Origin of the sequence: Nocardia sp. NPDC059691 (assembly GCF_042733915.1) — a bacterium.
Lineage (GTDB): Bacteria > Actinomycetota > Actinomycetes > Mycobacteriales > Mycobacteriaceae > Nocardia > Nocardia sichangensis.
Genome location: NZ_JBHWFB010000013.1, coordinates 83,593 through 109,395 on the forward strand (window position 1 = coordinate 83,593; position 25,803 = coordinate 109,395).

A 25,803-nucleotide genomic window follows, 5' to 3' on the forward strand; every position below is an offset into this window, starting at 1 on the left:
CATCGGTTTCCGGCTGGAGCGTTCCCTGTCGTTCTCCTCGCACGCGGCGATCAGCGCGATGCGCGTCGCCGTGGGCTGCCTTGGCGCGGGTGCGCTGAGCGCGCTGCTCGGTCTGGAGCGGCCGCACTGGGCGGTGCTCAGCGCCCTGATCGTTCTGCAGACCGGACCGGATCGAGTGCGCGGACAGGTGCGGGCCATCCACAGGTTCGTCGGCACCATCGCGGGCCTCGGTCTGTTCGCGCTCATCTACCAGCTGGGGCCGACCGGTTACGCGCTGATCGCGCTGGTCGCCGCGCTGCAGTTCTGCATCGAACTGTTCGTGCCGCGCAATTACGCGCTGGCCGTCGTCTTCATCACGCCGGTCGCCCTGATCGCGGGTGGAGTCGCCACGACGGGCGGGCCGATCGGACCCGTGATCCGTGATCGGTTGTGGGAGACACTGCTCGGTGTCGCCGTCGCCGTGCTCGCGCTGCACGGCGTCGCGCCCCACGGGCACCGGCGCACCTTTCGCCGGCTGGAAAACCGGGTGCGCACCACCGCGCGCGCCCTGCTCGACCGGCTGCGCCGTAAGCCGATGGACGCCGAAGCGTGGGTGCTGGTCCAGCATCTGCAATTCGAGTTGGTCGGCGTGGTGCGCAGCGGCATCGACTCGGCGACCGACGATCCGGAGTGGACCCGCGAATACTGGCCGGAGCACACGGCCCTGGCGCACTTCGGTCATGACCTGCTCGCCGCCTGCTGGGTACTGCGGCCGGGCCAGCGGCTGGCGGACGTGGACGGCTGGGCGGCCCGCTTGGCCGCGGCCCGGTCGGAGCCGGGAGCGGCGTCCGGACCGCCTGCTAGCGTTCGGCGCATGCACGACAGCGTCACGGTCCGGATGGCCGCCCCGGCCGACAAGATCTGGGAACTGGTCAGCGACATCGAGAACACCGGGCGATTCAGTCCGGAGACGTTCGCCGCCGAGTGGCTCGGCGGCGCGACAGGGCCCGCGGTCGGCGTGAAGTTCCGCGGCCATGTCAACCGCAACGGCTGGGGACTGAAATACGCGACGGTGTGCCGCATCGTCGCCTGCGAGCCGGGTCGCGAGTTCGCCTTCACCGTGCTCGGACCACAGGGCATGCCGATCAACACGTGGCGCTATGTTTTCCGGCCGGTGGACGGCGGCACCGAGGTCACCGAGTCGTTTCAGCTGCACAGCAATCCGGTGCTGCGGCTGTATTGGTTGCTGGCCGGGTGGGCGCGCGGCAAGACGAACGTCGAGGGAATGCGCGAGACCCTCAACCGGATCAAGGCCGTCGTCGAATGATCGGGACGCACGAGACCCGAGGCGGGAAAGCATGACCGCTCCCGTGCTCTTCGTGCTCGGCGCCGGTCCCGGTGTCGGGCTGTCGGTCGCCCGCCTGTTCGCCGCCGACGGCTTCACCGCCGTGCTGGCCTGCCGGTTGCCCGAAGAGGCCGAGCCTCTGGCCGAACAGTTGCGGGAGCAAGGGGTCGACGCGGAGGGCGTCGGCGTGGATCTGCGTGATCCCGCCGACGTGGCCCGAGTCGTCGCGGGGGCGGGTGAGCGGCACGGCCGCATCGACGTGCTGCACTTCAATCCCAGCGTCTTCCGCGAGGCCGATCCGTTGCGGCTGTCGGTCGCCGAGTTGCTAGAGGACCTCACCGTGGGCGCCGGGGCGCTGCTGCCCGCCGTGCAAGCGGCGCGTCCCTTCCTGTCCGAGGGCGCCCGCGTGCTGGTCACCGGCAGCGCGGCAGCGGACAAGCCCTGGCATCGGGCCGCTTCGCTCGGTGTCCAGAAGGCGGCGGTGCGCAACCTGGTGACCAGTGTGGACGCCACCCTCGCGCCCGAGGGCATCCGAGCGGTCGCGGTGCAGATCAACGGCGTTCTCGGCGAGGGAGCGTTCACCAGGGACCGGGTCGCCGGGGCGCTCTACGCGGCGGCCACCCGCCCCGCCGAGGGATGGACGCCACACGTCTCCTACGACGGCTGACCTACCTGGGCCGGATCGCCGTGAACTGGATGGGCAGGTGCGCGGGCCCGCGCAGATTGACGTGCTCCCGATACGGTGGCGGGTCGACCGTCAGCCTCGGTGACTCGACTCGTTGCGCGAACCGGGTCAACGCCACCCGCGCCTCCAGGCGCGCCAGGGGAGCGCCGACGCAGAAGTGAGCCCCGAGGCCGAAGGCCAGATGGCGGTTTTCGCGCGCGGGGTCGAATCCGTCGGGGTCGCCGAACATCGCGGGGTCGCGGTGCGCGGCGGCGATCAGCAGCACCACCAGATCGCCGCGCTGAATGTCCGCGCCTCCGATGGTCAGATCGTCGGCGGCGATGCGCGGGATCAACTGGACCGGCGGGTCGAAGCGCAGCGTCTCCTCGACGACGCCGGCCGCGCGGTCCGGTTCCGCGCGGAGGGCGGCGAGTTCGTCCGGCCTGCGCAGCAGGGCGAGGGTCGCGTTGGCGATCAGGTTGACCGTCGTCTCGTGCCCGGCGACCAGCAGCAGCGCGCAGGTCGAGATCAGTTCCGCATGGGTGAGCACGTCTCCGGCGTCTTCGGCGGCGATGAGTTCGGACAGCAGATCGGGGCCGGGAGTGTGGCGGCGGCGGTCGGTGAGTTCTTCGAAGTAGGCGTACAACTCGGTCCCGGCGCGCTGGATCTCCGCCGGGTCGGCGCGGAATTGGGCGGCCGCGCGAGAAGTCGGGTCGAGCGTGCGGGACAGCAGGGCGGACCAGGCGCTGAGCTTGGCTTCGTCCGCCAGCGGGACGCCGAGTAGTTCGCAGATCACGGTCACCGGCAGGGGATAGGCGAAGTGATCAACGGCGTCGAAGCCTCCCGCGCGGGCGCGCTGGTCGAGCAGGTCGTCGACGATCTCGATGATCCGAGGCTCCAGTTGCCGGACGACGCGTGGGGTGAACGCCTTGGACACCAGGCGGCGCAGGCGAGTGTGATCGGGCGGATCCAGGAACAAGAACGAGGGTTTCGCTTGGGCCGCACCGTCTTCCCGCGTGCCGTCGTGGATCGGCATCGAGCCCAGCTGCAACCGGGCCAGCGACCGGTCGACGCTCGCGCGCGGATCGCGCAGCACGGCGGCGCAGTCGGCGTAGCGGGTGAGCACGACGACCGGAGCCGTGCCGATCCGGAACGCGCCGGAGTCACGCAGCCGCGCGAAGACGGGGTACGGGTCCGGCCGCACGGCGGGGTCGAGCAGGCGCACGTAGTCGTCGGTCGGGTGGTTCGTGGTCGTCATCGACACTCCCAGCTGTCCGGCCCGGAGCGGGCACCGGTCTTGCTCGGTATTATTCCGATACCGTCGGTAGGAAAGCAATACCGATGCGGGATGCGAAAATGTCGCCATGACACTGCGGCGCCCGGTCGACGATTCGGTCACCCGCGTCGTCGAACTACTCGGCGACCGGTGGACCATCCTGCTCATCGCCGAGGCGTTCTTCGGGGTGCACCGCTTCAGCGATTTCGCGCGCAATATCGGCATCACCAACCGCAACCTGCTCACCAGCCGCCTGCGCATGCTGATCGACGCGGGAATCTTCACCCGCACCGACCACGGCGGCGGCCGGGTCGACTATCACCTCACCGCAGCGGGCCGCGAACTGTATCCGATCGTCACCGCGATGATGGTGTGGGGCGACAACCACCTGACCGGGCCGGAGGGCAGGCCGATCGTCCTGGAACATCGCACCTGCGGACACGAGACCTCGCCCATGCTGGTCTGCGACCACTGCCGCGAACCGATCGATCCGCGCGATGTGGAACCCAAGGCCGGGCCCGGCTTCCACCAGCCACCCGGGGCCGAACAAGCAGGTTGAGGGATGTGTGAACCCGGACTGGCCCGCGCTCAATCCAGCTGGTTGACGAACGCCTCGGCCAAGTACAGCGGTAGGAGTAGGTAGTACAGCAGCATCGCCATCGAGCCGGCTCCGATCGTCAACGCGGGTCCCACGCGGTGCCGTCGCGGGAACGTCGCGCAGGGATGGGAGACCGGGTGGTCTCGCGAGTGCAGGAATGTAGTGCAGCTTCCCACCATCGGCAACACCGGGCAGCGTGTCGGCTCTAGTGGAGCGCGCTGCCCTGCACCCACTGCTCCCAGGGCACACCCCAGTCACCGTTCTGCCAGACCTCCAGCGGGGCTCCGCCCGTATTGCGGATCTCCACCACGTCACCGGGGACGGCGAAATTGAAGAACCACTGGGCGTTCTCGCCGCTGAGGTTGAGGCAGCCGTGCGAGACGTCGGTGTTGCCCTGGGCCCAGACGGTGGAGTCGAGCTGGTGCAAATAGATGCCGTCGGTGCTGATCCGGGTGGCCCAGCCGATGGCCTCCTTGTAGCCGAGCCGGGAGTTGATCGGCAGGCCGTAGGTGGAGGAGTCCATGATCACCGGATTGGCCTTGTCCATCACCGTGTAGATCCCGGGCTGGGTCCAGAACGTGATCGTCTTGCCTCCGACGACCTCGCTGCCGCCCCTGCCCATCGAGGTCGGCATGGTGCGGATCAGCCTGCCGTTCTCGAAGACCTGGACCTGTTTGGTGTTGTCATCGGCGATCGAGACGTGCGCCGCGCCGATGGTGAACGTGGTCTTGGTGTCCTCTTGGCCGTAGAGCCCGCGGCCGAGTTCCTGGCCGTAGACGTTCGCCGCCACGCTGACCTTGGTGCCCGGCGAGTAGTACTCCCTCGGACGCCAGTGCGCGTTGCGGTCGTCCAGCCAGTACCAGGAGCCCTCCACCGGCGGATCGGTGGTGACCGCGAGGTGCTTCTCCGCCGCGGCGTGGTCGGGAATGTTCTCGTCGAAGTGCGCCACCACCACGGTGCCCACGCCGAACGTGCCGCCGTCGGACAGTGGCGTGCCGCCCGTGGTGGTCAGTGACACCTTCGTCTGGTTGTTGGGGGTCAGCGTGGAGAAGGTCGAGGTGGTCGGGCCGGTTCTGCCGGTGATGCTCAAACCCTCCGCGGTCACGGTGTAGGTGCGGCCGTAGCCGAGCGGCTCGGTGGGTTTCCACGCCGTCTTGTCCGGCGTCATGATCCCGTCGACCGTCTTGCCCTGCTCGTTGGTCATGGTGACCCGGGTCAGCTGGCCGTCGGCCGTGCTCACCTGCACCGGCGCCAGCGGATCGACATTGCCCGCGCCCGAGGAGGGCGTGATCGTGATCGGCGCGGGCGCTGGGCCCGCCGCACCCGGTGTCTTCCCCGGCCCCGACGAGGACGAGCACGCCGCCACGAGCACCGCCATGATCAGGGCGAACCCCGCGACGATTCCGGATCGGACGCGACTGGTCGCCATGAAATCTCCTGTATCCGCCCAGCGCAACGAATGGCGCACCCGCGCCTGTCTATCCCCCTCGCAGTTTACCGACCCGTTTCGCGCGCGAACCCGTGCGGAGCGGGCCCACGGCAGACTCCCAGCCACTACACAGGAAGGGCCTCGGCGGAAAACCGCTGGCTCCCGGGCGGTCGACCTTTCTACCGTCGCGGGGTATGGAGATCGACTACCGATGGCGAGGCGCTCTGAGCGACAGCGAACTGGCCGACTTGACGCGATCGCACGGCGGCGACGCGGACCCGGGATGGTGGGACCGCGCGGCGCGGCACAGCCTCGGCTGGGTCACCGCCCGGACCGGCGCTGACGCGCTCGCCGGTTTCGTCAACGTGGCGTGGGACGGCGGCGACCACGCGTTCCTGCTCGACCCGAAAGTGCGGTCCGAATGGCAGCACCGAGGCATCGGCACCGAACTCGTCGCCAGGGCCGCGCACGGCGCCGGGGCGGCGGGCTGCACCTGGTTGCACGTCGATTTCGAGGATCGCCTCGCGCCGTTCTACTTCGATGCCTGCGGTTTCCGCGCCACGACAGCCGGACTTCTGCGACTGCGCGGCCACGGCTGACGGCCGAAAGTACCGATCGGGACCGCGCCGGTGCGTGCCATGCTGAGGGCCGGAGTCGACCGAGGGGAACGAATGCAGAATCGCCCATCGGCAGCGGAGTTGCTGGACTCGCTCGCCGAGCTGCTCGAGGAGACGCTGCTACCCGCCCTGCCCGCGGGGTTGCAGCACAAGGCGCGGGTGGGGGCCAACCTCGCCAGGATCGTGCGCAGGGAGATCGAATCGGGCCCCGGGGCCGCCGAGCGGGAGCGCGAGCTGCTCGCCGCGGTGGCCGAGGGCGATGACGAGCGACTCTGGGCGGCCCTGGTCTCCGTCGTGCGGGCGGATCTGGCGATCGCCAAGCCGGGCTACGACGCGTGGGCGGCCGAGTGAGCGCCGATCCGGCGCGCGGCTTGGCCGAATTCCTCGGGTCGGGAACCCGCGAGGTGACGGTGTCGAACCTCGAATACCTCTCCGCGGGCGCTCGCCGCCGCAACGTCGCCTTCGAGGCCGATCTGGGCGGCGGGACGCGTCGCCTGGTCGCGACCATCGTGCCGAGCTCGATCGAGCTGGTTCCGGTGGACGTGGAGGCCGCCGTCCGGGAACTGGCGCGCACGCACGGTGTTCCGGCGCCGCCCGTGGTGGCGATCTGCACCGACGCCGCCTATGTCGGGGGCCCGTTCGTGATCTCCGAGCGCGTCGATGGAGAAACCGTGCCGCGCAAGGTGTTACGGCTGGTCGAGGCGTCGGATATCGGCGAACGGGTCGCCGAGCAATTGGGCGAGGCCATGGGGCGTCTGCACGCGATCGACCCGGCGGACGCGCCCGCACGGCTGCCCGTCGCGGCGGCCGATCCCGAGCGCCAGCTGATCGAGGCCGACGAGCAGGTGCGCGCACTCCTGCCGGACCGCCCGGTGTTCGCCCTCGCGCTGCGCTGGCTGGAACGCCACTGCCCGCCCGCGCCGCCACGCACCGCGCTGCTGCACACCGACCTGCGCAACGGCAACATCGTCGTCGGTCCCGACGGCCTGCGCGCCGTGCTCGACTGGGAAGGCGCGCAGCGTCAGGGTGATCCGATGCGCGACGTGGCTTGGCCCGCGCTGCGCATGTGGCGCTTCCGCGCGGACGACCGCGAATTCGGCGGCCTGGCGGGCCGCGAGGCGTTCGTGCGCGGCTACCACCGCGGTGGCGGGAGCTTCGACGAAGACCGGTTCCGCTGGTGGAAGGTGCTGTGCACGCTCGGCTGGGGCGTCGGACTGGCCGGGCAGGCCGCGGCCCATCTGGACGGCAGTGTGCGCGACATCGTGATGGCGGCCAGCGGACGCCGCGTGTCGGAAATCGAATGGGACCTGCTGATGCAGATCCGACCCACTGCGAAAGGCTGAATGCCCGATGGATTTCGAGCTACCTGCGGAACTGGTCGATTACCTCGCCGAACTCGACGCGTTCATCGATCGGGAGATCACCCCGCTCGAGCAGGCCGACGACAACATCCGCTTCTTCGACCACCGCCGTGAGGACGCCCGCACCGACTGGGAGCGCGGCGGCCTGCCGAATGGGGAGTGGGAGGAACTGCTGGCCGAGGTCCGCAGACGCGCCGACGCCGCCGGTCACCTGCGCTACGCGTTCCCAGCGCACTACGGCGGGCGGGACGGCACGAACCTCGGCATGGCGGTGATCCGCGAGCACCTGGCCCGGCGTGGCCTCGGATTGCACTGCGATCTGCAGAACGAGCACGCCATCGTGGCCAACAATGTCGGCCTGTTGCTCATGCTCGAGTACGGCACGCCCGAGCAGCAGGCGGAGTGGGTGGACGGACTGGCCTCGGGAACGAAGTTCTTCGCCTTCGGCATCACCGAGCCCGAGCACGGCTCGGACGCGACGCACATGGAGACCTCGGCGGTCCGCGACGGCGACGACTGGGTGATCACCGGGCGCAAGACTTGGAACACCGGTGTGCACATCGCCGACGCCGACTTGATCTTCGCGCGCACCTCGGGCGACCCCGGCGACGCGACGGGCATCACGGCGTTCCTGGTGCCCACCGACGCACCCGGGTTCGTCGTCGAGGAGTACCTCTGGACCTTCAACATGCCCACCGACCACGCCCGGGTCGCGCTGGACGGCGTCCGGGTCCCGGGCTCCGCCGTCTTCGGTGGCGAGGGACGCGGCTTGGCGGTGGTCCAGCACTTCTTCAACGAGAACCGCATCCGCCAGGCCGCGTCCAGTCTGGGCGCGGCGCAGTACTGCATCGACCAGTCGGTGGCCTACGCCAAACAGCGCAAGCCCTTCGGCAAGCCGCTGGCCACCAACCAGGCGATCCAGTTCCCCTTGGTGGAACTGCACACCCAGTGCGAGATGTTGCGCGCCCTCATTCACAAGACCGCGTGGTCGATGGACACCTACGGCACGTTCGCCGTCTCCGAGCAGGTCTCGATGTGCAACTACTGGGCCAACCGGTTGTGCTGCGAGGCCGCCGACCGCGCGATGCAGGTGCACGGCGGCCTCGGCTACTCCCGGCACAAGCCGTTCGAGCACATCTACCGCCACCACCGGCGCTACCGGATCACCGAGGGCGCCGAGGAGATCCAGATGCGCCGCGTCGCGGGCTACCTGTTCGGCTTCATGGGCAGCAAAGCGCCGAAGGGCGTGTGAGCCGGGTCAGAGGCGGCGGATCCGGGCCAGCCACGCGGCGGCGTCGACCTGGCCGGACTCGGAGATCTCCAGGTCCGTCGCTTCTTGCGCGACCAAATCGGTGACCCGTCCGCGGTACTGGGTCGCTCGTAGGTCCTCCACCGACCAGCCGTCGCGGAACGACTCCCGGATCAACGTGTCGCTGATCCGCGGCCCGAACCCCGGCTCGACATCCGAGAGCGCGAGAACGTAGAGCGTTCCGCCCGGCTTGCAGACGGCGTGCAGGCTGCGGACGTACGCGGCGCGCGCCTCGTCCTCGGTCCCGAAGACGTGGAACAGCGCGCTGTCGACGACGGTGTCGAACGCGGGCGCGGAGCCGGGCGGGTCACCGGAGAAGTCCGGCCGGTCGCCGAGGGCCAGCGCGTCGGCCACCTCGAACACGGCCGACGGCACACCCTGTTCGGCCGCGTTGGCGCGCGCGTACGCCACCGCGCTCGGCGACATGTCGACGCCCCGCACGTCGTATCCGAGGCGGGTCAGCAGGATCGTGTGCTCACCCGCGCCGGAGCCCGGGTCGAGCACGCGTCCGGTGATGCCGCCGTCCTGCTCGAGCGCGACGATTGCCGGTTGCGGCTCGCCGATCACCCAGGGTGCGGTGTCGTTGTCATAGACGGTGTTCCAGAAATCAGCTGGACGAGTCATGCCACCATGCTTCATCCTCAACCACCGTTGAGGTCAACCCGACGCGGCCGGGATTGTGCGAGGTCCGGACCACGTACGCTGCGTCGACGCGATGGTCGCGGGTACGCGCCGGGTATGAGCACACCGAATATCGATCCCGAAACGGCGGAGTCGATGCAGCAGGACGCGGATTTCGCCGAGGAGCACACCAAACCGACGCACGCCGACGAGCACCCGGCCGGTGAGCAGCTCGAGACCGATGAGTCGACCCCGCGCGGCCACGGCGGAATGGATCGGTGAGCACGGCGTGGCACGGTTCCACGCGGAAACCGTGCCACGCGCCCGCGCTCAAGCGATGGCGACCATCCGAGCCGCGTTGGCGGACTCGTCGTCGGCCGCCTGATTGGCGGCCAGTTCGGCGCGCACCCGCTCGCGGTACCGGGTGATCTCCCGCTCGGTGGCGGCGGCGTCCCAGCCGAGGTGCCCGCCGATCAGCCAGGCCACCTCGGGCGCGGCGGCCAGACCGCGGTCGGCGGCCTCGATGGAGACGCGGGTGCGGCGGGTGAGCACGTCGTCCAGGTGCAGCGCGCCTTCGTGCGTCACCGCGTACACCGCCTCCGCACCGAGGTACTCCGGCGCGCCGGTGATTGGACGGCCCAGGTCCGGTTCGCGGGCGATCAGGTCGAACAGGTCGGTGATCGCCGAGCCGTAGCGGCCGAGCAGGCGCTCGACCGTCGCCCGCGGCAGGCCCGCGCGTTGCGCCAGGCTGTCGAGGTCGGCCGCGAGTTCCTGGTAACCCACCGCGCCGAGGATCGGCAGGTGCTCGGTCACCGACGGCGCGACCGCGCGGCCCAGTCCCGCCACCGCCGCGTCCACGACGTCGGCGGCCATCACCCGGTAGGTGGTGTACTTGCCGCCCGCGATCACGAACAGACCGGGAGCCGGTTCGGCGACCGCGTGCTCCCGCGAGAGCGTCGCGGTGTCGGCCGACGCGCCGGACAGCAGCGGGCGCAGCCCCGCGTACGTGCCGACGATGTCGTCGCGGGTGAGCGGCTCGCGCAGCACCTGGTTGACGTGGTCGAGCAGGTATTGCACGTCGGCGTCGCTGGCGGCCGGATGGTCCTTGCTCAGCGACCAGTCCGTGTCGGTGGTGCCGATGATCCAGTGGCCGTGCCACGGGATGACGAAAAGCACGCTCTTCTCGGTGCGCATGATCAGGCCGGTGTCCAGATGCAGGCGATGACGCGGCACCAGGATGTGCACGCCTTTCGACATGCGGACGTGGAACGGGAACTCGACGCCGGTCATCCGGTTCATCTCGTCGGTCCACACGCCGGTGGCGCTGATCACCCGGCGCGCGCGCACCGTGTGCACCCGGCCGGTTTCCAGGTCGGTGACCTCCGCGCCGACGACGCGCTCACCGTCGCGCAGCAGCGCCGTCACCTTGGTGCGGGTGAGCACGGTTGCGCCGTGCTGGGCGGCGGTGCGCGCGATCATCATCGTGTGCCTGGCGTCGTCGACCTGCGCGTCGAAGTACCGGATCGCTCCGGTCAGCGCGTCCTCGCGCAGCGCGGGCGCCAGCTCCAGCGCGCGGGTGTGCGACAGGTGCCGATGCATCGGCAAGGCGCGAGCACCGCCGATCGTGTCGTACAGGGCGACGCCCGCGCCGATGTAGGCGCGTTCCCAGACGCGATGGCGTAGCGGCAGCAAAAACGACACCGGCCGCACCAGGTGCGGGGCCAGCCGGCGCAACAGCAGGCCGCGTTCCTTCAGCGCCTCCCGCACCAGCCAGAAGTCCAGCTGCTCCAGGTAGCGCAGCCCGCCGTGGATGAGCTTGCTGGAGCGGCTCGAGGTGCCTGCCGCGAAGTCCCTGGCCTCCACCAGGGTCACGGTGAGGCCGCGGGCGGCGGCGTCGAGGGCGGCGCCCGCGCCGACCACGCCGCCGCCGATGACGAGTACATCGATCTCGGTGTCGCCGAGTGCGTTCACCGCGCGGGCGCGGTACTGGGCGTCCAATCGTGCGGACACAGCGGTATCTCTCCTTGTTTCGGGGTTATTCGGGTAGGACGGCGTCGCCCCTCATTCGTCGACGTCGATCCAGTCGAGGGTGCGGGCGACGGCCTTCTTCCAGCGCGCGTAGCCACGCTCGCGCTGTTCCTCCGACCAGGTCGGATGCCAGCGCTTGGCTTCGTTCCAGTTCTGTTCCAGCTCGTCGGTGTCGTTCCAGAAGCCGACCGCGAGCCCCGCCGCGTAGGCCGCGCCGAGCGCGGTGGTCTCGGCGACCACCGGACGCGACACCGGCACACCGAGGAAGTCGGCCTGCAGCTGCATGCACAGCTCGTTTGCGGTGACGCCGCCGTCCACCCGTAGCACGTCCAGCCGCACTCCGGAGTCGGCCTGCATCGCCTCGACCACGTCGCGGGTCTGGTAGCAGATCGATTCCAGCGTCGCCCGCGCGAGATGGGCGTTGGTGCTGTAGCGGGACAGACCGACGATCGCGCCGCGCGCGTCCGAGCGCCAGTACGGCGCGAACAGTCCGGAGAACGCGGGCACGAAATACACCCCGCCGTTGTCCTCGGCCTGCCGGGCGAGCGATTCGCTCTGCGCCGCGCCGGAGATGATGCCCAGCTGGTCGCGCAGCCACTGCACCGCCGAGCCGGTCACCGCGATGGAACCTTCCAGCGCGTACACCGGCTTCTCCCCGCCCAACTGGTAGGCCACCGTGGTCAGCAGGCCGTGCTGTGAGCGCACGATCTCGGTTCCGGTGTTGAGCAGCAGGAAGTTGCCGGTGCCGTAGGTGTTCTTCGCCTCGCCGGGACGGAAGCAGACCTGTCCGACGGTGGCGGCCTGCTGATCGCCGAGCACGCCCGCCAGCGGCACCGCGCCGCCGAACGGTCCGTCGGCGCGGGTGGCGCCGAACAGTTCCGGGTTGGCCGAGGGAGCGATCCGGGGCAGCATCGCGCGCGGCACCCCGAACAGGGACAGCAGTTCGTCGTCCCAGTCCAGGGTCTCCAGATTCATCAGCATGGTGCGGCTGGCGTTGGTCGGGTCGGTGACGTGCACGCCGCCGTCGACGCCGCCGGTCAGCTGCCACAGCAGCCAGGTGTCGGTGGTGCCGAACAGCGCGTCGCCGCGTTCGGCGTCCTCAGCCACCCCGGGGACGTTGTCCAGGATCCAGCGCAGCTTGCCGCCGGAGAAGTAGGTGGCGGGCGGCAGGCCCGCCTTGCGCCGGATGATGTCGCCGTGCCCGGCTCGTTCCAGTTCGGCGGCGATCCGGTCGGTGCGGGTGTCCTGCCAGACGATCGCGTTGCAGTACGGCCGCCCGGTCTTGCGGTTCCACACCACCGTGGTCTCGCGCTGGTTGGTGACGCCGACCGCGGCCAGGTCGCTCGCGACCAGATCGGCCTTGGTCAAGGTGGTCTGGATGACCGCGCGGGTGCGCTCCCAGATCTCGGTCGGATTGTGCTCCACCCAGCCCGGGCGCGGCAGGATCTGCTCGTGCTCGAGCTGGTGGCGGGCGACCTCGTTGCCACCGTGATCGAACACCATGAAGCGGGTGCTCGTGGTGCCCTGGTCGATGGCGCCGACGTACTGGCTCATCGCGGTCCTTTCGGGAAATTACTGGGAAAGAGCGGGATTCAGAACAGGAACTGCGCGGCGAGTCCGGCCAGCGCGCCGCCGAGCAGCGGGCCGAGCACCGGCACCCAGGCGTAACCCCAGTCGGAGTCCTTGCCGTGCGGTGCGGCGTCGGGCGATTCGGCCGGAGCGGGCGCACCCGCGCCCACGGGGACCAGGACCGCGTCGGCGGGGGCGGGCTTGCTCACCGGCAGCAGCGCGTGCGCGATGCGCGGACCGAGATCGCGAGCGGGGTTGATGGCGTATCCGGTCGGCCCGCCCAGGGAGGCGCCGATGCCGACGACCAGGAGCGCGGCGGCGGCCGGGCCGAGCCCGCTCGGGGTGTGGCCGAAGGTGAGGATCACCAGGACGAGGATGAAGGTGCCGATCACTTCGGTGACGAAGTTCCAGCGCAGGGCGCGAATCGCGGGGCCGGTGGCGAACACCGCGAGCTTCTTCTCCTCGTCGGTCTCGGCGTCGAAGTGGCGCTTGTAGGCGACGTAGGCCACGGTCGCGCCGAGGAACGCGCCGGCGAATTGGCCGCTCAGGTACGCGAGTGTCGTCGAGCCGGAGATCGCGATGCCGGGGGCGAACTCGTCGGCCCCGCTGAACAGGATGCCGACGGTGACCGCGGGGTTGAGATGGCCGCCGGTCTTGTAGGCGACGTAGACGCCCGCCAGGACCGCGAACCCCCATCCCATGTTGATCAACAGCCAGCCGCCGTCCAATCCCTTGGACTTCGCCAGCAGTACGTTCGCGACCACACCGACCCCGAGCAGCACCAGCACGCCTGTGCCGAGTGCTTCACTGAGGAAGATCGAGCCGAAGTTCATCGTTGAGCCTCCGTTTCGCCCCGCAGGTCGCGGGCGCGACCGTGCGTGAAACGGAAACTACGGCGGGATGCGGAACCCGGATACAGCTGCCGTTCGACAATGTCGAACGCCTCGACTGGTTGCCGGAAGGCGGCGACGCTACCGTCCGACGCGCGAGGAGGATGTATGGCGCAGCTCACACTGGGTTTCAATGATGTTGCTCAGGTATCACCAGCCGTTCGACATTGTCGAATCACGACACGGGTAGGTTCCCCGATATGCCAGGTGCTATCCAATCGATCGAGCGGGCGGCGGCCGTTCTGCGGCTGCTGGCCCGCGGCTCAGGGCGGCTCGGCGTCGGCGACATCGCGGGCGCGCTCGACCTGCCCAAGCCGACCGCGCACGGCATCCTCCGCACGCTGCAAGGCGTCGGCTTCGTCGAACAGGATCCGGCCACCGGCAAGTACCAACTCGGCGCGGCGCTGCTGCACCTGGGCACCAGCTACCTCGACGCGAACGAGTTGCGCTCCCGCGCGATCAACTGGGCCGACGCGCTGGCGGCGCGCACCGGCGAATCGGTGCGGATCGGCGCGCCGATGGACGGCGCGGTGGTCGTGGTGCATCACGTGTTCCGGCCGGACAATACCCAGCAGGCGCTCGAACTCGGCGAACTGCTGCCGCCGCACGCCACCGCGCTGGGCAAGGTCCTGCTCGCCTACGACGCCGAGCTGGCCGCCACGACGCGCCGCGCCGAGCTGGCCCCGCTCACACACCGCACCCTGGTCGACCGCACCGCGCTCGCCAGGGCGCTGGGCGGCGTCCGGCAGGCCGGATGGGCGGGCGACACCGAGGAATTCCGGACGGGCGAGGCGGGTATCGCGGCGCCGATCCGGGCGCCCGGTGGCCTCGTGGTCGGCGCCATCGGCATCACCGGCGCGGTGGACCGGCTCTGTGACGCCCAGTTGCGGCACCGGCCCGCGCTGGTCGGTCAGGTGCTCGACGCCGCACGGGCGGTGTCGCGCGATCTCGGTACGAGTCACTGACTTTCGTCCCCGCGGTGACCGTCCGATGTCGATCAGGAGCAGCCGAGCATGAAGCAGCGTTACGTGCTGGCCATCGACCAGGGCACCACCTCCACGCGGTGCATCCTGTTCGACCAGCGTGCCCGGCTCGTCGGCGTCGCGCAGCGCCCGCACCGGCAGCACTATCCGCGGCCGGGCTGGGCGGAGCAGGACGCGCTGGAGATCTGGCGCAATGTCGAGCGGATCGTGCCGCAGGCCCTGCGGGATTCCGGTGTGACGGCCGACCAGATCGCCGCGCTGGGCATCGCCAACCAGCGCGAGACCACCGTGGTGTGGGACCGCCGCACCGGCACGCCAATCGGACGCGCCATCGTCTGGCAGGACGTGCGCACCGAGGAACTGGTCCGCGAGCTCGGGGACAAGCCGGGCGCCGACCGGATCCGCGAGCTGTGCGGCCTGCCACTGGCCAGCTACTTCGCCGCGCCGCGGCTGCGCTGGATGCTGGACTCGGTGCCAGGTCTGCGCGAGCGCGCGGAACGGGGCGAGGTGCTGTTCGGCACCATGGAGACCTGGCTGATCTGGAACCTCACCGGAGGCCCCGACGGCGGGCTGCATTGCACCGACGTCACCAACGCCAGCCGCACCCTTCTGATGAACCTGCGCACCCTCGCCTGGGACGACGAACTGCTGGAGTTCTTCGGCATCCCCGCCCGCATGCTGCCGCGCATCCAGCCCTCGATCGCGTCCTACGGCAACACGCGCCGGGTCGTGCCCGGCATCCCGATCGCCGCCGCCCTCGGCGACCAGCATGCCGCGTTGTTCGGCCAAACCTGTTTCGCGCGTGGGGAGACCAAGTGCACCTACGGCACCGGCGGCTTCCTCATGATGAACACCGGACGCGACCTGGTGCGTTCCGAGCACGGTCTGCTCACCACGATCGGCTACCAGATCGGCCCCGAGCCGGTCTACGCGCTGGAGGGGCCGATCGCGGTCACGGGATCGCTCGTGCAATGGGTGCGCGACAACATCGGACTGGTCACCAGTGCGCCGGAGATCGAAACCCTCGCGCGCACCGTCGAAGACAACGGCGGCTGCTACGTCGTGCCCGCGTTCTCCGGGCTGTACGCGCCGCATTGGCGCAGCGACGCGCGCGGTCTCATCGCCGGGCTGACCTCCTACATCACCAAGGGCCACATCGCGCGCGCCGTGCTGGAGGCGACCGCTTGGCAGACCCGGGACGTGGTGGAGGCGATGAACGCCGACTCCGGCCTGCAAGCCGCGGCACTGCGCGTGGACGGCGGGATGACCTCGAACAACCTGCTCATGCAGATCGTGTCCGATGTGCTGGATGTTCCGGTGCTGCGTCCGTTCGTCGCCGAGACGGTCTCACTGGGCGCGGCGTACGCCGCGGGCCTCGCCGTGGGGTATTGGCCCGACCTCGAGGGATTGCGCAACAATTGGCGCCTTGCCGCCCAATGGGTTCCGCGCATGGACGCGGAGCTGCGGGAGGACGAGTACGAGAACTGGAAACGCGCGGTCGAGTTGACCTTCGGCTGGGTGCGGTCGAAGAAGCGGGCGCGGCGGTGAGTCCGGGGCCCGGCGCTCGTGTCGGGAGCGTGGGTTAGCGTCGAGAGCATGCGGCTTCACGTGGGATGTGCGATGTGGACGCACGCGGCCTGGCAGGAACGTCAGCTCTCCCCGGGGGAGCGGTTGCGCTGGTACGCCACGTGGTGCAACGCGGTCGAAGGCAATACGACGTTCTACGCGACGCCGTCGCTGCGCACAGTCGAATCATGGGCGGCGCAATGCGATCCCGCGTTCCGCTTCGTGCTCAAGTTGCCCAGGTCGATCACCCACGAACGCAGGCTGACCGGCGTCGAGCAGGAGCTGCGGTCCTTCCGCACCGCGATGGAGCCGCTCGGCGAACGCGTCCACGCCCTGTGGATCCAGCTGCCGGGTTCGTTCGGACCCACCGATCTCGGTGTGCTGGCCGGTTTCCTGCGCGACTTCCCGCGCTCGTACCGGGTCGCCGTCGAGGTGCGTCACCCCGCGTTCTTCGAGGACGAGCAGGCGGCGCGCAGGCTGGAATACGTACTGTCCAGGGTCGGCGCCGAATGGGTGCCGTTCGACACCACCGTGCTTTTCGACGGTCCGCCCGTCAGCGCGGCGGAACAGGAGGCGGCCGCGAAGAAGCCGCGGGTGCGGCGCAGGATGCGCGCGCTGACCGAATACCCGATCGTGCGCTATCACGGCCGCGACGACGTCCAGCGCACCGTCGACGGCTGGCGGCCGTGGGTCGGCACGGTCGCCGAATGGCTGCGTGAAGGCCGCTCGCCCACCGTGTTCCTGCACACGCCGGACAATGCGGGTTCGCTGGAGCTGGCCCGCCGTTTCCATGACGCGGTCAGGGCCCGGCTGCCCGAGCTCGAGCCGCTGCCCGAGCCCGCCGCCGCCGAGCCCATGACGCTGTTCTGACGGAAAACGCCTCCCGCGGCATCGAGCCGCGGGACCGCGCGGCTCAGGCCTGCAGGCCGACCTCGACCTCCAGGGTGAGCGTGATCTTGTCGCCGATCACCGCGCCGCCGTCGGGCAGCGGCATGTCGATGGTGATGCCGAAGTCGCGGCGGTTGATCACGGTCTTGGCCTCGAAGCCCGCGACCGGACCCTGACCCATGCCGGGGTTGACGCCGAGGAACTCCACCTCGAGCGATACCGGCTTGGTGACGCCGCGAATGCTGAATTCGCCGTCCACCACGAAATCGTCACCCTTCACCCGGAAACCGGTGGACTTGAACGTGGCCACCGGGAACTGCTCGGCCTGGAAGAAGTCCGCGGTGCGCAGGTGGGCGTCGCGCTGTTCGTTGTCGGTGGTGACCGAGTCGACCCGGATCTCGGCCTCGGCCGAGGCGCTGCCGTCCTCGCCGATCACCAGCTTGCCGGAGAAGTCGGTGAAGCGGCCGCGCACCTTGCTGACCATCAGGTGGCGCACCGAGAAGCCGAGCGTGGAGTGGGCGGGGTCGATGGCCCAGGTGCCCGCGGTGAGAGCGTTGGTGGTTCCGGTCGACATGGCGTTCTCCTTGATAGTTGAGATTTGAACTAGTTGGCTGTGAATTGGGGTGGGATCGGTCGGGGGAAGATCAGTGAGTGCCGAGCAGCTGTGCGAACGGTACCGGGTCGTCGTACGGATCGGCGGCACGCGCTCGCGGCGTGTTGGTCAGCGCGGCGGCGAATTCCGCTGCGGCGCGGTCGATCCGAGAGCTCAACCCCTCGGTCGCCGCGGACGCCCAGTCTTCCGACGCCGCGTACACCGCGGTGGGCGCGACCACCGCGTGCAGGTAGCTGAACATCGGTCGCAGCGCGTGTTCCAACGCGAGGGAGTGGCGCGCCGAGCCGCCGGTCGCGCCGAGCAGCACCGGCATCCCTGCCAGCGCGTCCGGTTCCAGTACGTCGAAGAACGTCTTGAACAGGCCGCTGTAGGAGGCGTTGAAGATCGGCGTGACGGCGATCAGGCCGTCGGCGCCTGCCACGGTGTCGAGCGTCGCGCGCAACCCGGTCGGCGCGAATCCGGTCAGCAGGTTGTCGGCCAGATCCCGCGCGTGCTCGCGCACCTCGACCACGTCGACGGTCGCATCCGCGCCGGACGCGGACAGCGCCGCCGCGGTGGCCGCGGTGAGCCGGTCGGCGAGCAGCCGGGTCGACGAGGGCTGCGACAGGCCCGCGGAGACGACGGCGATGCGGGTCATCGGGTCGCCTCAACGGCAGCGTCGCGGGCGGCGACCAGGCTCGCGTGCGTCGGGGCGTCCGGCACGTGCGCCGGGCGCAGGGCCGCGAACTCTTTGCGCAGCACCGGCACCACTTCCTCGCCGAGCAGGTCCAGCTGCTCGAGCACGGTCTTCAGCGGAAGGCCCGCGTGGTCCATCAGGAACAGTTGGCGCTGGTAGTCGCCGAACGTTTCGCGGAAGGTGAGCGTCTTGTCGATGACCTGCTGCGGGCTGCCCACGGTGAGCGGGGTCTGCTCGGTGAATTCCTCCAGCGACGGGCCGTGTCCGTACACCGGCGCGTTGTCGAAGTAGGGGCGGAACTCGCGCACCGCGTCCTGGGAGTTCTTGCGCATGAACACCTGTCCGCCCAGGCCGACGATCGCCTGGTCGGCGGAGCCGTGGCCGTAGTGCTCGTAGCGCTGCCGGTACAGCCGGATCAGTCGCTGGAAGTGCTCCTTCGGCCAGAAGATGTTGTTGGCGAAGAAGCCGTCGCCGTAGTAGGCCGCCTGCTCGGCGATCTCGGGGCTGCGGATCGAGCCGTGCCAGACGAACGGCGGAACGTCGTCCAGCGGGCGCGGTGTGGAGGTGAACGACTGCAACGGCGTCCGGAATTTGCCTTCCCAGTCGACCACGTCTTCGCGCCAGAGCCGATGCAGCAGGTGGTAGTTCTCGATGGCCAGCGGGATGCCGTCGCGGATGTCCTTGCCGAACCACGGGTAGACCGGGCCGGTGTTGCCGCGGCCGAGCATGAGGTCGACGCGCCCCTCGGCCAAGTGCTGCAACATCGCGAAGTCCTCGGCGATCTTCACCGGATCGTTCGTGGTGATCAGGGTCGTCGCGGTGGAGAGCTGGAGCCGCTCGGTCCGCGCCGCGATGTAGCCGAGCATCGTCGTCGGCGACGACGGCACGAACGGCCGGTTGTGGTGCTCGCCGGTGGCGAACACGTCCAGACCGACCTCCTCGGCCTTGCGCGCGATCGTCACCATGGCGGTGATGCGTTCGTGCTCACTCGGCGTCCGGCCGGTCGTGGGGTCGGTCGTTACATCACCGACCGTGAAGATTCCGAACTGCACGACGCCTCCTTCGTTCTCAGTCTGACTCAATTTGGTGGATATGGCAACCAAAGGAACCGGGTGGGGTGCCCGAGTATTCCCCGCGCGGCGGTGTGACGCCGGTTACGGCAGGTATTCCGCCAGCCAGGTCCTGGTGAGTTCGCGGGTGACCCGCGCGCCCGTGTCGAGTTCGGTGGTGCCGAAGGCGTGTTCCACGTAGGGCAGCTCGACGTAGCGCTGCGGGACGCCCGCGGTCTCGAGCGCGGCGGCGTAGGCCGCGGTGTGCTCGGCGCGCACCAGGTGATCGCTGGACCCCTGGATCAACAGGGTGGGTGGGGAGGCTGCGCTGACGTGCGGAGCGGAGCTCGTCGCGGTGTAGCGCTCGGGATACTGCTCGGGCGTACCGCCGAGATACTGCCGGGCCGCGTCGACGCCGAGCGCGGTCTCGGTGCCGGAAGCGGTGAGATCGACCGCCGGGTACAGCGCGACCGCGGCGCGCACCTCGGGCAGCTCCTCCGCGCTGCCACAGCTGGGCCGCAAGGCGTTCGCGTTGATCTTGTTCGCGACGTTGACGGCCAGATTGCCGCCCGCGGACTCACCGAACGTGGCGATCCGCCGCAGGTCCCAGTTGTACCGCTGCGCGTTCGCGGCGGCCCAGGTCAGCGCGCAGGCGACGTCGGCGTCCGCGGTGTCCCAGCGGTGCTCGGTCGCGCCGGAGAGGCGGTAGTCGACGTCGAGGACGGCGTATCCGTTGTCGGCCAGCCAGGTCGTGTAGGCGTCGGTGCCGCGGCTGCCCGCGACGAACGCGCCGCCGTGGATGCTCACCACCAGTGGGGCCGGGGCCGGTCCCGGGGCGGGCAGATACAGATCCGCCTGGATCGGCTGCCCGTCGACGGTCGCGTAGGTGACGGTCTCGTCCGGCGCGTCACCGACCGTGCTGAACGGGACGGCCGGGGCGAACGGAACCCAGACGCCCGCCGCGTCGTGCGCCGCGAACACCAGCGTCGCGCTCGTGACGACGGACAGCACCAGGCCGACGACGGCCACGCCGGTCACCGCGGCCGCCGGGCGCCGTCCCCGGTCGCCGGAGCGAAGCGCGGTGAGCGCGAGCCCGGTCGCGGCCACCGCCAGCACCATGTTCCACGAGCCGAGCGCGTCACGGACCGAGCCGAGCAAGAGCACCGCCGACTGCACGATCGCGTTGCCCAGCAGCGGCATCATCCAGGAAACCGGCAGGATCGCGATCAATTGGCCGAGCGCGAGATACACGGCGAGGACTCCGGCGGATACCAGCAGCGCGAGGCGGGCCAGGCGACGCGGGGTCGCGGATTCTCCGGGCACGGTCACATCCGCTCCTGGCTCGTCTGTCATCCAAGGTCTCCGTTTCCGGGTCGGGGCTGCCCTCCAACCTAGGTCGGTCTTCGTGCGTGCCGGATGCGGGTGCTGGTGAGTCGGGGCGGAATCGGGTAGCCGACTACGCGCGTTTTCCCGTGTCTCGTCCGCAGAATCGGTCGCCACAGGGTTTCGACATCGGGGTTTCGAAGGGATTTGCATGGCTGGTTATCACGATTGGTTGGCGCCTGCTCCGAATCCGGAGCCGCCCTTGGACAGCCGCGGGCACGCCGAAGTTCGCGATCCTGCGCCCGCTCGGGTGCTACCGTGCCGCACGCGGCCGCGCGCCGTGTCCGGCCGGTCGAGTGCCGGGATCCGTAGCGCGGTGCGGCGCAGTCATGCGTCCGCCGCGCAGGCGGGGGACGAAACCCGCTCGGCGGCACGCCGGTTCGCCGAGTCGGCGGTGCGCATCGTCCTCGAGGTACTCGACCGTAGGAGACCCGTACCGCAACTGGCCGCCGTCGCCGACGCCACGGTCGTCGCCGCGGTGCGCACATTGCTCGACGCCGGTCTGGTGCCCGGTCACGCACTCGGCGTCGCGATGCCGATTCGGGTGAGCGTGGCGCTGGTGGATGCCAGGACCGCCGAGGTCTTCGCCGCATATGCCCGCGGCGGTCGACGTTTCGCCGTGGCGGCGAGGATCGTCCGGACGCGCTCGGCGGGCTGGCGGCTGACGGCGCTGCGCATCCGATGACGTGGTGCGTCAGCCGAGCTGGACGGATCGGCGCGCCATGCCGAACCAGTAGCCGTCGATGACGGTGCGCAGCGCGCCGAGGTCGTCTTCGCCCGCGCCGAGTGCGACGAACAGCGGTGCGAAGTGCTCGGCGCGGGGGTGGGCCAGGCGCGCGGCGGGAGCTTTCCGCTCGAAATCGAGCAGTGCGTCCAGGTCGTGTGCGGCCAGCGCGTCGCGGCCCCACTCGTCGAATTCGGCGGTGAAGGAGTGCACGTGTTCGTCGTCGGCCGTCAGGGCACGCAGGTTGTGGGTGAAGAAACCGCTGCCGACGATCAGCACGCCGTCGTCGCGCAGGGGCGCCAGCTTCCGTCCGATGTCCAGCAGCGCCCCAGGGTCCAGCGTCGGCATGGACAGTTGCAACACCGGGACGTCGGCGTCCGGGTACATCTCCTTCAGCGGCACGTAGGCGCCGTGGTCGAGCCCGCGCTCCGGGACGTCGGCCACGGCGACGCCGGGTCCGCGCAACAGGTTTCGCACCTTCTCGGCCAGCTCCGGCGCGCCCGGCGCGGGATAGCGCACCTGGTAGTACCGCTCGGGGAAGCCCCAGAAGTCGTAGACCAGCGGCACCGTCTCGGTGGCGCCGAGCGCGATCGGCGCGGCCTCCCAGTGCGCGGAGACGATCAGGATCGCCCGAGGGCGCGGCAATGCGCCCGACCACGCCGCCAGCTCGGTGGGCCAGCTCGCGTGATCGGCCAGTGGCGGAGCGCCGTGGGAGAGATAGAGCACCGGCATTCTTCCGGTGTTCACGCTGGTCATGGCGCTCCTCCTCGCTCGGCCGCAGGTAGTTCGAATTCGAACTCAACTCTAGCTGATTGTTCAAATTTGAACAATACGGTTAGGGTGGAGCTGTGGAGACCAGGTGGCTGAACGCGCGCGAGATGCAGGTGTGGCACAGCTTCCTCGCGGCGGGCGCGCTGGTGGGCCGTGAGGTGGAACGGCAGCTCAAGCGGGAAGGGCTGTCGCACACACAGTACGAGGTGCTCGTGCGGCTCGCGGACGCGCCGGAGGGCCGCCTGCGGATGACCGAACTCGCGGACGCGCTCTACACCTCCAAAAGCGGGCTGACCTACCAGGTGACGCAATTGGAGAAGGCCGGACTGCTGGTGCGCGAGGCCTGCCCGACCGACGTGCGCGGGGTCATCGCCGTGCTCACCGGCGCGGGCCGGGAACGGCTGGCGCAGATCGCGCCGGACCATGTCGCGACCGTCCGCCGCGTCCTCGTCGACGTGCTCAGCGCCGCTCAGCAGAGCGCCGTCGCGGAGGGCCTGGGCGAGGTCGCGCGGCGGCTCGCGCCCTGACTCAGGCCAGCGACGCCAGCCAGTCGTGCATCCACGACAGCGCGGTCGCGCCGCCGCCGACGCGGTAGCTGCCGTAGGCGGTGTGCGCCTCGGAGCGGTAGAACTGGTCCAGCAACCGGGCCCGTTCCTGGTTCGCCGACTCCGACAACTGGCTCTGCAGCAACGGGATTCCGCCGTTGGACATCAGATCGCCGACGATGGCGCCCATTTCCATCTGGTAGCGCCAGAGATTGGCCGGGTCGGGATGGGAGGTCTGGGCCAGGAAGCCGGCGAACCGGGTCACGAAATCGTCCGACGCCGTGGTGCAGTAGAGATCGCCGACCGCGCAGATGGTGCGGGTCTGCGGGCTGACGAAGCCGAAGCCGCCGATGCGGGGACCGCCCGCGCCCGCGCCGCCCACCGGCGGACCGACCAGCGCGTCGGTGGGGGAGCGGCGCGGATCGGAGATGAGTCCGACCGCCGCGATCCGGTACGGCGGCACGACGCCGATCCCGGTGCCGATCTCGGCGGCCAGATCGCCCGCGGCGTCCGCGCCCTGGCTGTAGCCGAGCAATGCGATCTTGGTCGCGCCGCACGCCCTGGCCATCGCTCCGATCATGCTGCGCGCGTTGTCGACGGCCTCGCGTTTGGACGCGCCGTAAACCTCGGTCTCCCAAGGGAAGGCGGTCGCGGCGTAGCTGACGTAGTCGACCCGCACCGAGGACGGCAGGCCGTTGGTGACTCCGGCCAGCATCCCGGGGCCGGGGCGCTCGCCATCGGTGGTGGTTTCCCAGGTGCCCGGGATGGCCACCACGTACATGCTCGGGCACTCGGGCTCGGCGACGGCGGGCCCGCTGCCCGGCCCTACGCACGACAGCGCCATCGCCGTGAAACCGATGGCCGCCGAGATCCACTTCGATCGCATGGCGTTTGCTCCTGGTAGTACAGGCGCCGCAGGCGCTCCCCGGCAGGAAAGGCCTTCGCCGGGCGCCGCGCGGTGGTCGAACCCGGCCCCGTCGAAGGCTGCATTGAGACTCGGTGGTCTCAAAGTGCAGCCAGGATAGCGAGAGTGTGTGAGACGGCACAATCCGGAGCGCAAGTGACGCGTATCACAGCGAGTTCGGTCGCCTCGACGCTCTCTGATTGCTAAATGCCCGGTGCGAGCAGAACTGCGATGGCCTGTGCCCATCGGTCGATGGTTGCCGTGGCGGCGCGCTCCGAAGTGCGCAGCGGACGGGACATCGCGGTGCCGCGCAGGATCGCGATGGTGAGATCGCGGACGGCCGGATAGCCGGGGTGGGCGACGAGGCTCGGGCCGAACAGCGCGTCCACCACGCGCCGCAAGTCGCGCCCGGCTTCTCGTTCGGCCACGCGCAACGCCTCGGCAAGCGCCGGATCGGTCCGCGCGGCCGTCCACAGTTCGAACTCGGCTTGCGCCGCCGGTCGCGCCATCGATTCGTAGAGGGCGGTCAAGGCGCGCAGCACGGGATCGGCTCCGTCGCCGAGTCCGGCCGCGATCTCTCGGACCGCCGCTTCGTTGCGCGCGACCAGATGGCCGACCAGGTCGGTGATCAACGCGCCGAGGGTCGGGAAGTGATGCAGCAGCGCTCCGCGGCTGACCTGCGCGGCACGCTGAACGGAGAGGGTGGACAGTGCCCGGTAGCCCTGTTCGGCCAGCAGGTCGGCGGCGGCGTCGAGGATGCGGGCGCGGGTCGCCCGTTTCCGCTCCTCGCGTAGTCCGGCCATTCCGGCTCCCTCCGTCGGCGCGACATTTTCACAGTCAATGTTGACTGTCAATCGGCGTTTGCGCCAGACTGCGGAGACGGGTTCGGGACCAGCGTCGAAGGGAAAGCGATGACCGACAGTGACATCAGGGCCGATGGCGACTCGGGCGCGTGGTATCGCGGGTGGACCGAGCAGCCGGACTCACCGTGGGCCGGACGCCCGGGCCCGGACGACGCAGGCGAGTACCGGACGCTGACTTACGAGCGGGACGGCCGCATCGCGCGCATCACCTTCAACCGGCCGGAGAAGGGCAACGCGATCACGCCCGACACACCGAACGACCTGGCGCACGCGGTGGAACGCGCGGATCTGGACCCGCGGGTGCACGTGATCCTGTTGTCCGGGCGCGGCAAGGGATTCTGCGGCGGATACGACCTGAGCATGTTCGCCGAGCAGAGTTTCGCGGTGGCAGGCGGTCCCGGCGACGCGGCGGGGACGGTCGTCGACCCGGTGGTGCAGGGCCGCAATCACGATCCGGCGCGGACCTGGGACCCGATGATCGACTACGCGATGATGAGTCGGTTCAACCGCGGTTTCGCCAGCCTGATGCACGCGAACAAGCCGACCGTGGCCAAACTGCACGGCTTCGCCGTGGCGGGCGGCAGCGACATCGCCCTGTTCGCCGATCAGATCATCTGCGCCGACGACACCAAGATCGGCTACCCGCCCACCCGGGTCTGGGGTGTCCCGGCGGCGGGCATGTGGGCGCATCGCCTCGGCGACCAGCGCGCCAAGCGTCTGCTGTTCACCGGCGACTGCCTTACGGGCAGGCAAGCGGTCGAATGGGGTCTGGCGATCGAATCCTGGCCGGCCGACGAACTCGACGCGCGCACCGAGGAATTCGTCGCGCGGATCGCGCGCATGCCGATCAACCAACTGATGATGGCCAAACTGGCGCTGAACTCGGCGCTGTACGCCCAGGGTGTGGCGAACTCCGGCATGATCAGCACCGTCTTCGACGGGATCTCCCGGCACACCACGGAGGGTTACGCCTTCCAAACCCGCGCTGCCACCGCCGGTTTCCGCACGGCGGTCCGGGAACGCGACGAACCGTTCGGCGACCACAAACGCGACCGGCCGGAGGGATGATTCGCTTCTGAGCCGAGTGAGAATCGGCCGAATCCACCGGCGCGAACGGCGAGGGGCGGTGGTCCGGTGACCACCGCCCCTCCT

The 25,803-nt window shown here is 69.9% G+C and carries 27 protein-coding genes and 1 pseudogene; 15 read left to right on the top strand and 13 right to left on the bottom strand.

Features of this window, described 5'->3' with window-relative positions:
* Nucleotides 1–58: 58 nt before the first annotated feature.
* The 3 genes and pseudogenes from ACFV2O_RS27015 to ACFV2O_RS27025 all read left to right on the top strand — a co-directional run.
* Nucleotides 59–454: pseudogene (locus tag ACFV2O_RS27015) on the top strand (FUSC family protein); the annotation flags it as partial.
* 399 nt (nt 455–853) lie between these two features.
* Entirely contained in the window at nt 854–1,306 is a 453-nt protein-coding gene (locus ACFV2O_RS27020) for an SRPBCC family protein (RefSeq protein WP_355075977.1), read from the top strand.
* Between the two features lie 31 nt (nt 1,307–1,337).
* Nucleotides 1,338–1,991 carry an SDR family oxidoreductase gene (locus tag ACFV2O_RS27025; RefSeq protein WP_379254144.1) on the top strand — a complete coding sequence of 218 codons (654 nt, stop codon included), beginning with the start codon at nt 1,338–1,340 and terminating at the stop codon, nt 1,989–1,991.
* 1 nt (nt 1,992) lies between these two features.
* On the opposite strand, the gene ACFV2O_RS27030 is transcribed toward ACFV2O_RS27025, so the two are convergent.
* Nucleotides 1,993–3,246 (bottom strand): cytochrome P450, encoded by a 1,254-nt coding sequence (locus ACFV2O_RS27030; RefSeq protein ID WP_379254145.1) that lies wholly within the window; start codon nt 3,244–3,246, stop codon nt 1,993–1,995.
* A 106-nt stretch (nt 3,247–3,352) separates the two neighbouring features.
* Here ACFV2O_RS27030 and ACFV2O_RS27035 point away from each other — a divergent pair, with 106 nt between their 5' ends.
* Nucleotides 3,353–3,823, top strand: coding sequence for a helix-turn-helix domain-containing protein (locus ACFV2O_RS27035; protein WP_356966983.1), 471 nt, complete (start codon nt 3,353–3,355; stop codon nt 3,821–3,823).
* 244 nt (nt 3,824–4,067) lie between these two features.
* On the opposite strand, the gene ACFV2O_RS27040 is transcribed toward ACFV2O_RS27035, so the two are convergent.
* On the bottom strand, nt 4,068–5,291 hold the full coding sequence (locus tag ACFV2O_RS27040) for an Ig-like domain-containing protein (RefSeq protein WP_379254146.1): 1,224 nt from the start codon (nt 5,289–5,291) through the stop codon (nt 4,068–4,070).
* 194 nt (nt 5,292–5,485) lie between these two features.
* Here ACFV2O_RS27040 and ACFV2O_RS27045 point away from each other — a divergent pair, with 194 nt between their 5' ends.
* From ACFV2O_RS27045 to ACFV2O_RS27060, 4 genes are all read left to right on the top strand, one after another.
* A complete protein-coding gene (locus tag ACFV2O_RS27045; RefSeq protein ID WP_379254147.1) occupies nt 5,486–5,890 on the top strand; it encodes a GNAT family N-acetyltransferase in 405 nt (134 codons plus the stop codon).
* Nucleotides 5,891–5,962: 72 nt separating this feature from the next.
* The gene (locus ACFV2O_RS27050; RefSeq protein WP_379254148.1) at nt 5,963–6,259 is read left to right on the top strand and encodes a DUF6285 domain-containing protein; all 297 of its coding nucleotides are present in this window, start codon (nt 5,963–5,965) and stop codon (nt 6,257–6,259) included.
* On the top strand, nt 6,256–7,251 hold the full coding sequence (locus ACFV2O_RS27055; RefSeq protein WP_379254149.1) for a phosphotransferase family protein: 996 nt from the start codon (nt 6,256–6,258) through the stop codon (nt 7,249–7,251). Before ACFV2O_RS27050 ends, ACFV2O_RS27055 begins: the two co-directional genes overlap by 4 nt.
* A 7-nt stretch (nt 7,252–7,258) precedes the next feature.
* Nucleotides 7,259–8,521: an acyl-CoA dehydrogenase family protein gene (locus tag ACFV2O_RS27060; protein WP_379254150.1), complete on the top strand. Its 1,263-nt coding sequence runs from the start codon at nt 7,259–7,261 to the stop codon at nt 8,519–8,521.
* A gap of 6 nt (nt 8,522–8,527) precedes the next feature.
* Here the strand turns inward: ACFV2O_RS27060 and ACFV2O_RS27065 are convergent, their stop codons facing one another.
* Nucleotides 8,528–9,202, bottom strand: a complete 675-nt coding sequence (locus ACFV2O_RS27065) for a class I SAM-dependent methyltransferase (RefSeq protein ID WP_379254151.1) — start codon at nt 9,200–9,202, stop codon at nt 8,528–8,530.
* 114 nt (nt 9,203–9,316) lie between these two features.
* On the opposite strand from ACFV2O_RS27065, the gene ACFV2O_RS27070 reads away from it, so the two are divergent.
* Nucleotides 9,317–9,481 carry a hypothetical protein gene (locus tag ACFV2O_RS27070; protein ID WP_355075720.1) on the top strand — a complete coding sequence of 55 codons (165 nt, stop codon included), beginning with the start codon at nt 9,317–9,319 and terminating at the stop codon, nt 9,479–9,481.
* Nucleotides 9,482–9,529: 48 nt separating this feature from the next.
* Here ACFV2O_RS27070 and glpD read toward each other — a convergent pair whose 3' ends face one another.
* From glpD to ACFV2O_RS27085, 3 genes are read right to left on the bottom strand one after another with little or no spacing between them, the layout of a single operon-like run.
* Entirely contained in the window at nt 9,530–11,209 is a 1,680-nt protein-coding gene (gene glpD, locus ACFV2O_RS27075; protein ID WP_379254152.1) for a glycerol-3-phosphate dehydrogenase, read from the bottom strand.
* A 51-nt stretch (nt 11,210–11,260) separates the two neighbouring features.
* A complete protein-coding gene (gene glpK, locus ACFV2O_RS27080) occupies nt 11,261–12,781 on the bottom strand; it encodes a glycerol kinase GlpK (RefSeq protein WP_379254153.1) in 1,521 nt (506 codons plus the stop codon).
* A gap of 38 nt (nt 12,782–12,819) precedes the next feature.
* On the bottom strand, nt 12,820–13,629 hold the full coding sequence (locus ACFV2O_RS27085; RefSeq protein ID WP_356966999.1) for an MIP/aquaporin family protein: 810 nt from the start codon (nt 13,627–13,629) through the stop codon (nt 12,820–12,822).
* A 257-nt stretch (nt 13,630–13,886) separates the two neighbouring features.
* Here ACFV2O_RS27085 and ACFV2O_RS27090 point away from each other — a divergent pair, with 257 nt between their 5' ends.
* Genes ACFV2O_RS27090 through ACFV2O_RS27100 form a run of 3 tightly spaced genes read left to right on the top strand, consistent with a single transcriptional unit; the run spans nt 13,887 to nt 17,105 of the window.
* Complete coding sequence (locus tag ACFV2O_RS27090) at nt 13,887–14,651, top strand: IclR family transcriptional regulator (protein ID WP_379254154.1); 765 nt, start codon at nt 13,887–13,889, stop codon at nt 14,649–14,651.
* Between the two features lie 48 nt (nt 14,652–14,699).
* On the top strand, nt 14,700–16,217 hold the full coding sequence (gene glpK, locus ACFV2O_RS27095; RefSeq protein WP_379254155.1) for a glycerol kinase GlpK: 1,518 nt from the start codon (nt 14,700–14,702) through the stop codon (nt 16,215–16,217).
* A gap of 48 nt (nt 16,218–16,265) precedes the next feature.
* Nucleotides 16,266–17,105: a DUF72 domain-containing protein gene (locus ACFV2O_RS27100; protein ID WP_379254156.1), complete on the top strand. Its 840-nt coding sequence runs from the start codon at nt 16,266–16,268 to the stop codon at nt 17,103–17,105.
* Nucleotides 17,106–17,148: 43 nt separating this feature from the next.
* Here the strand turns inward: ACFV2O_RS27100 and ACFV2O_RS27105 are convergent, their stop codons facing one another.
* The 4 genes from ACFV2O_RS27105 to ACFV2O_RS27120 form a co-directional block, all read right to left on the bottom strand.
* Complete coding sequence (locus ACFV2O_RS27105; protein WP_379254157.1) at nt 17,149–17,697, bottom strand: YceI family protein; 549 nt, start codon at nt 17,695–17,697, stop codon at nt 17,149–17,151.
* Nucleotides 17,698–17,767: 70 nt separating this feature from the next.
* On the bottom strand, nt 17,768–18,373 hold the full coding sequence (locus ACFV2O_RS27110; protein ID WP_379254158.1) for an FMN reductase: 606 nt from the start codon (nt 18,371–18,373) through the stop codon (nt 17,768–17,770).
* The gene (locus tag ACFV2O_RS27115) at nt 18,370–19,464 is read right to left on the bottom strand and encodes an LLM class flavin-dependent oxidoreductase (protein WP_379254159.1); all 1,095 of its coding nucleotides are present in this window, start codon (nt 19,462–19,464) and stop codon (nt 18,370–18,372) included. The genes ACFV2O_RS27110 and ACFV2O_RS27115 overlap by 4 nt, the downstream gene beginning before the upstream one ends.
* A 102-nt stretch (nt 19,465–19,566) precedes the next feature.
* On the bottom strand, nt 19,567–20,814 hold the full coding sequence (locus ACFV2O_RS27120; RefSeq protein WP_379254160.1) for an alpha/beta hydrolase fold domain-containing protein: 1,248 nt from the start codon (nt 20,812–20,814) through the stop codon (nt 19,567–19,569).
* A 346-nt stretch (nt 20,815–21,160) separates the two neighbouring features.
* Here ACFV2O_RS27120 and ACFV2O_RS27125 point away from each other — a divergent pair, with 346 nt between their 5' ends.
* On the top strand, nt 21,161–21,529 hold the full coding sequence (locus ACFV2O_RS27125; protein WP_379254161.1) for an Rv3235 family protein: 369 nt from the start codon (nt 21,161–21,163) through the stop codon (nt 21,527–21,529).
* 9 nt (nt 21,530–21,538) lie between these two features.
* On the opposite strand, the gene ACFV2O_RS27130 is transcribed toward ACFV2O_RS27125, so the two are convergent.
* The gene (locus ACFV2O_RS27130) at nt 21,539–22,324 is read right to left on the bottom strand and encodes a class III extradiol ring-cleavage dioxygenase (RefSeq protein WP_356967015.1); all 786 of its coding nucleotides are present in this window, start codon (nt 22,322–22,324) and stop codon (nt 21,539–21,541) included.
* A gap of 92 nt (nt 22,325–22,416) precedes the next feature.
* On the opposite strand from ACFV2O_RS27130, the gene ACFV2O_RS27135 reads away from it, so the two are divergent.
* Entirely contained in the window at nt 22,417–22,866 is a 450-nt protein-coding gene (locus tag ACFV2O_RS27135) for a MarR family transcriptional regulator (protein WP_355075745.1), read from the top strand.
* 1 nt (nt 22,867) lies between these two features.
* Here the strand turns inward: ACFV2O_RS27135 and ACFV2O_RS27140 are convergent, their stop codons facing one another.
* Together ACFV2O_RS27140 and ACFV2O_RS27145 are read right to left on the bottom strand one after the other, a co-directional pair.
* On the bottom strand, nt 22,868–23,770 hold the full coding sequence (locus ACFV2O_RS27140; RefSeq protein ID WP_379254162.1) for a cutinase family protein: 903 nt from the start codon (nt 23,768–23,770) through the stop codon (nt 22,868–22,870).
* A 221-nt stretch (nt 23,771–23,991) separates the two neighbouring features.
* The gene (locus tag ACFV2O_RS27145) at nt 23,992–24,591 is read right to left on the bottom strand and encodes a TetR/AcrR family transcriptional regulator (RefSeq protein WP_379254163.1); all 600 of its coding nucleotides are present in this window, start codon (nt 24,589–24,591) and stop codon (nt 23,992–23,994) included.
* 108 nt (nt 24,592–24,699) lie between these two features.
* Here ACFV2O_RS27145 and ACFV2O_RS27150 point away from each other — a divergent pair, with 108 nt between their 5' ends.
* On the top strand, nt 24,700–25,719 hold the full coding sequence (locus ACFV2O_RS27150) for a crotonase/enoyl-CoA hydratase family protein (RefSeq protein WP_379254164.1): 1,020 nt from the start codon (nt 24,700–24,702) through the stop codon (nt 25,717–25,719).
* The last annotated feature ends 84 nt before the right edge of the window (nt 25,720–25,803 follow it).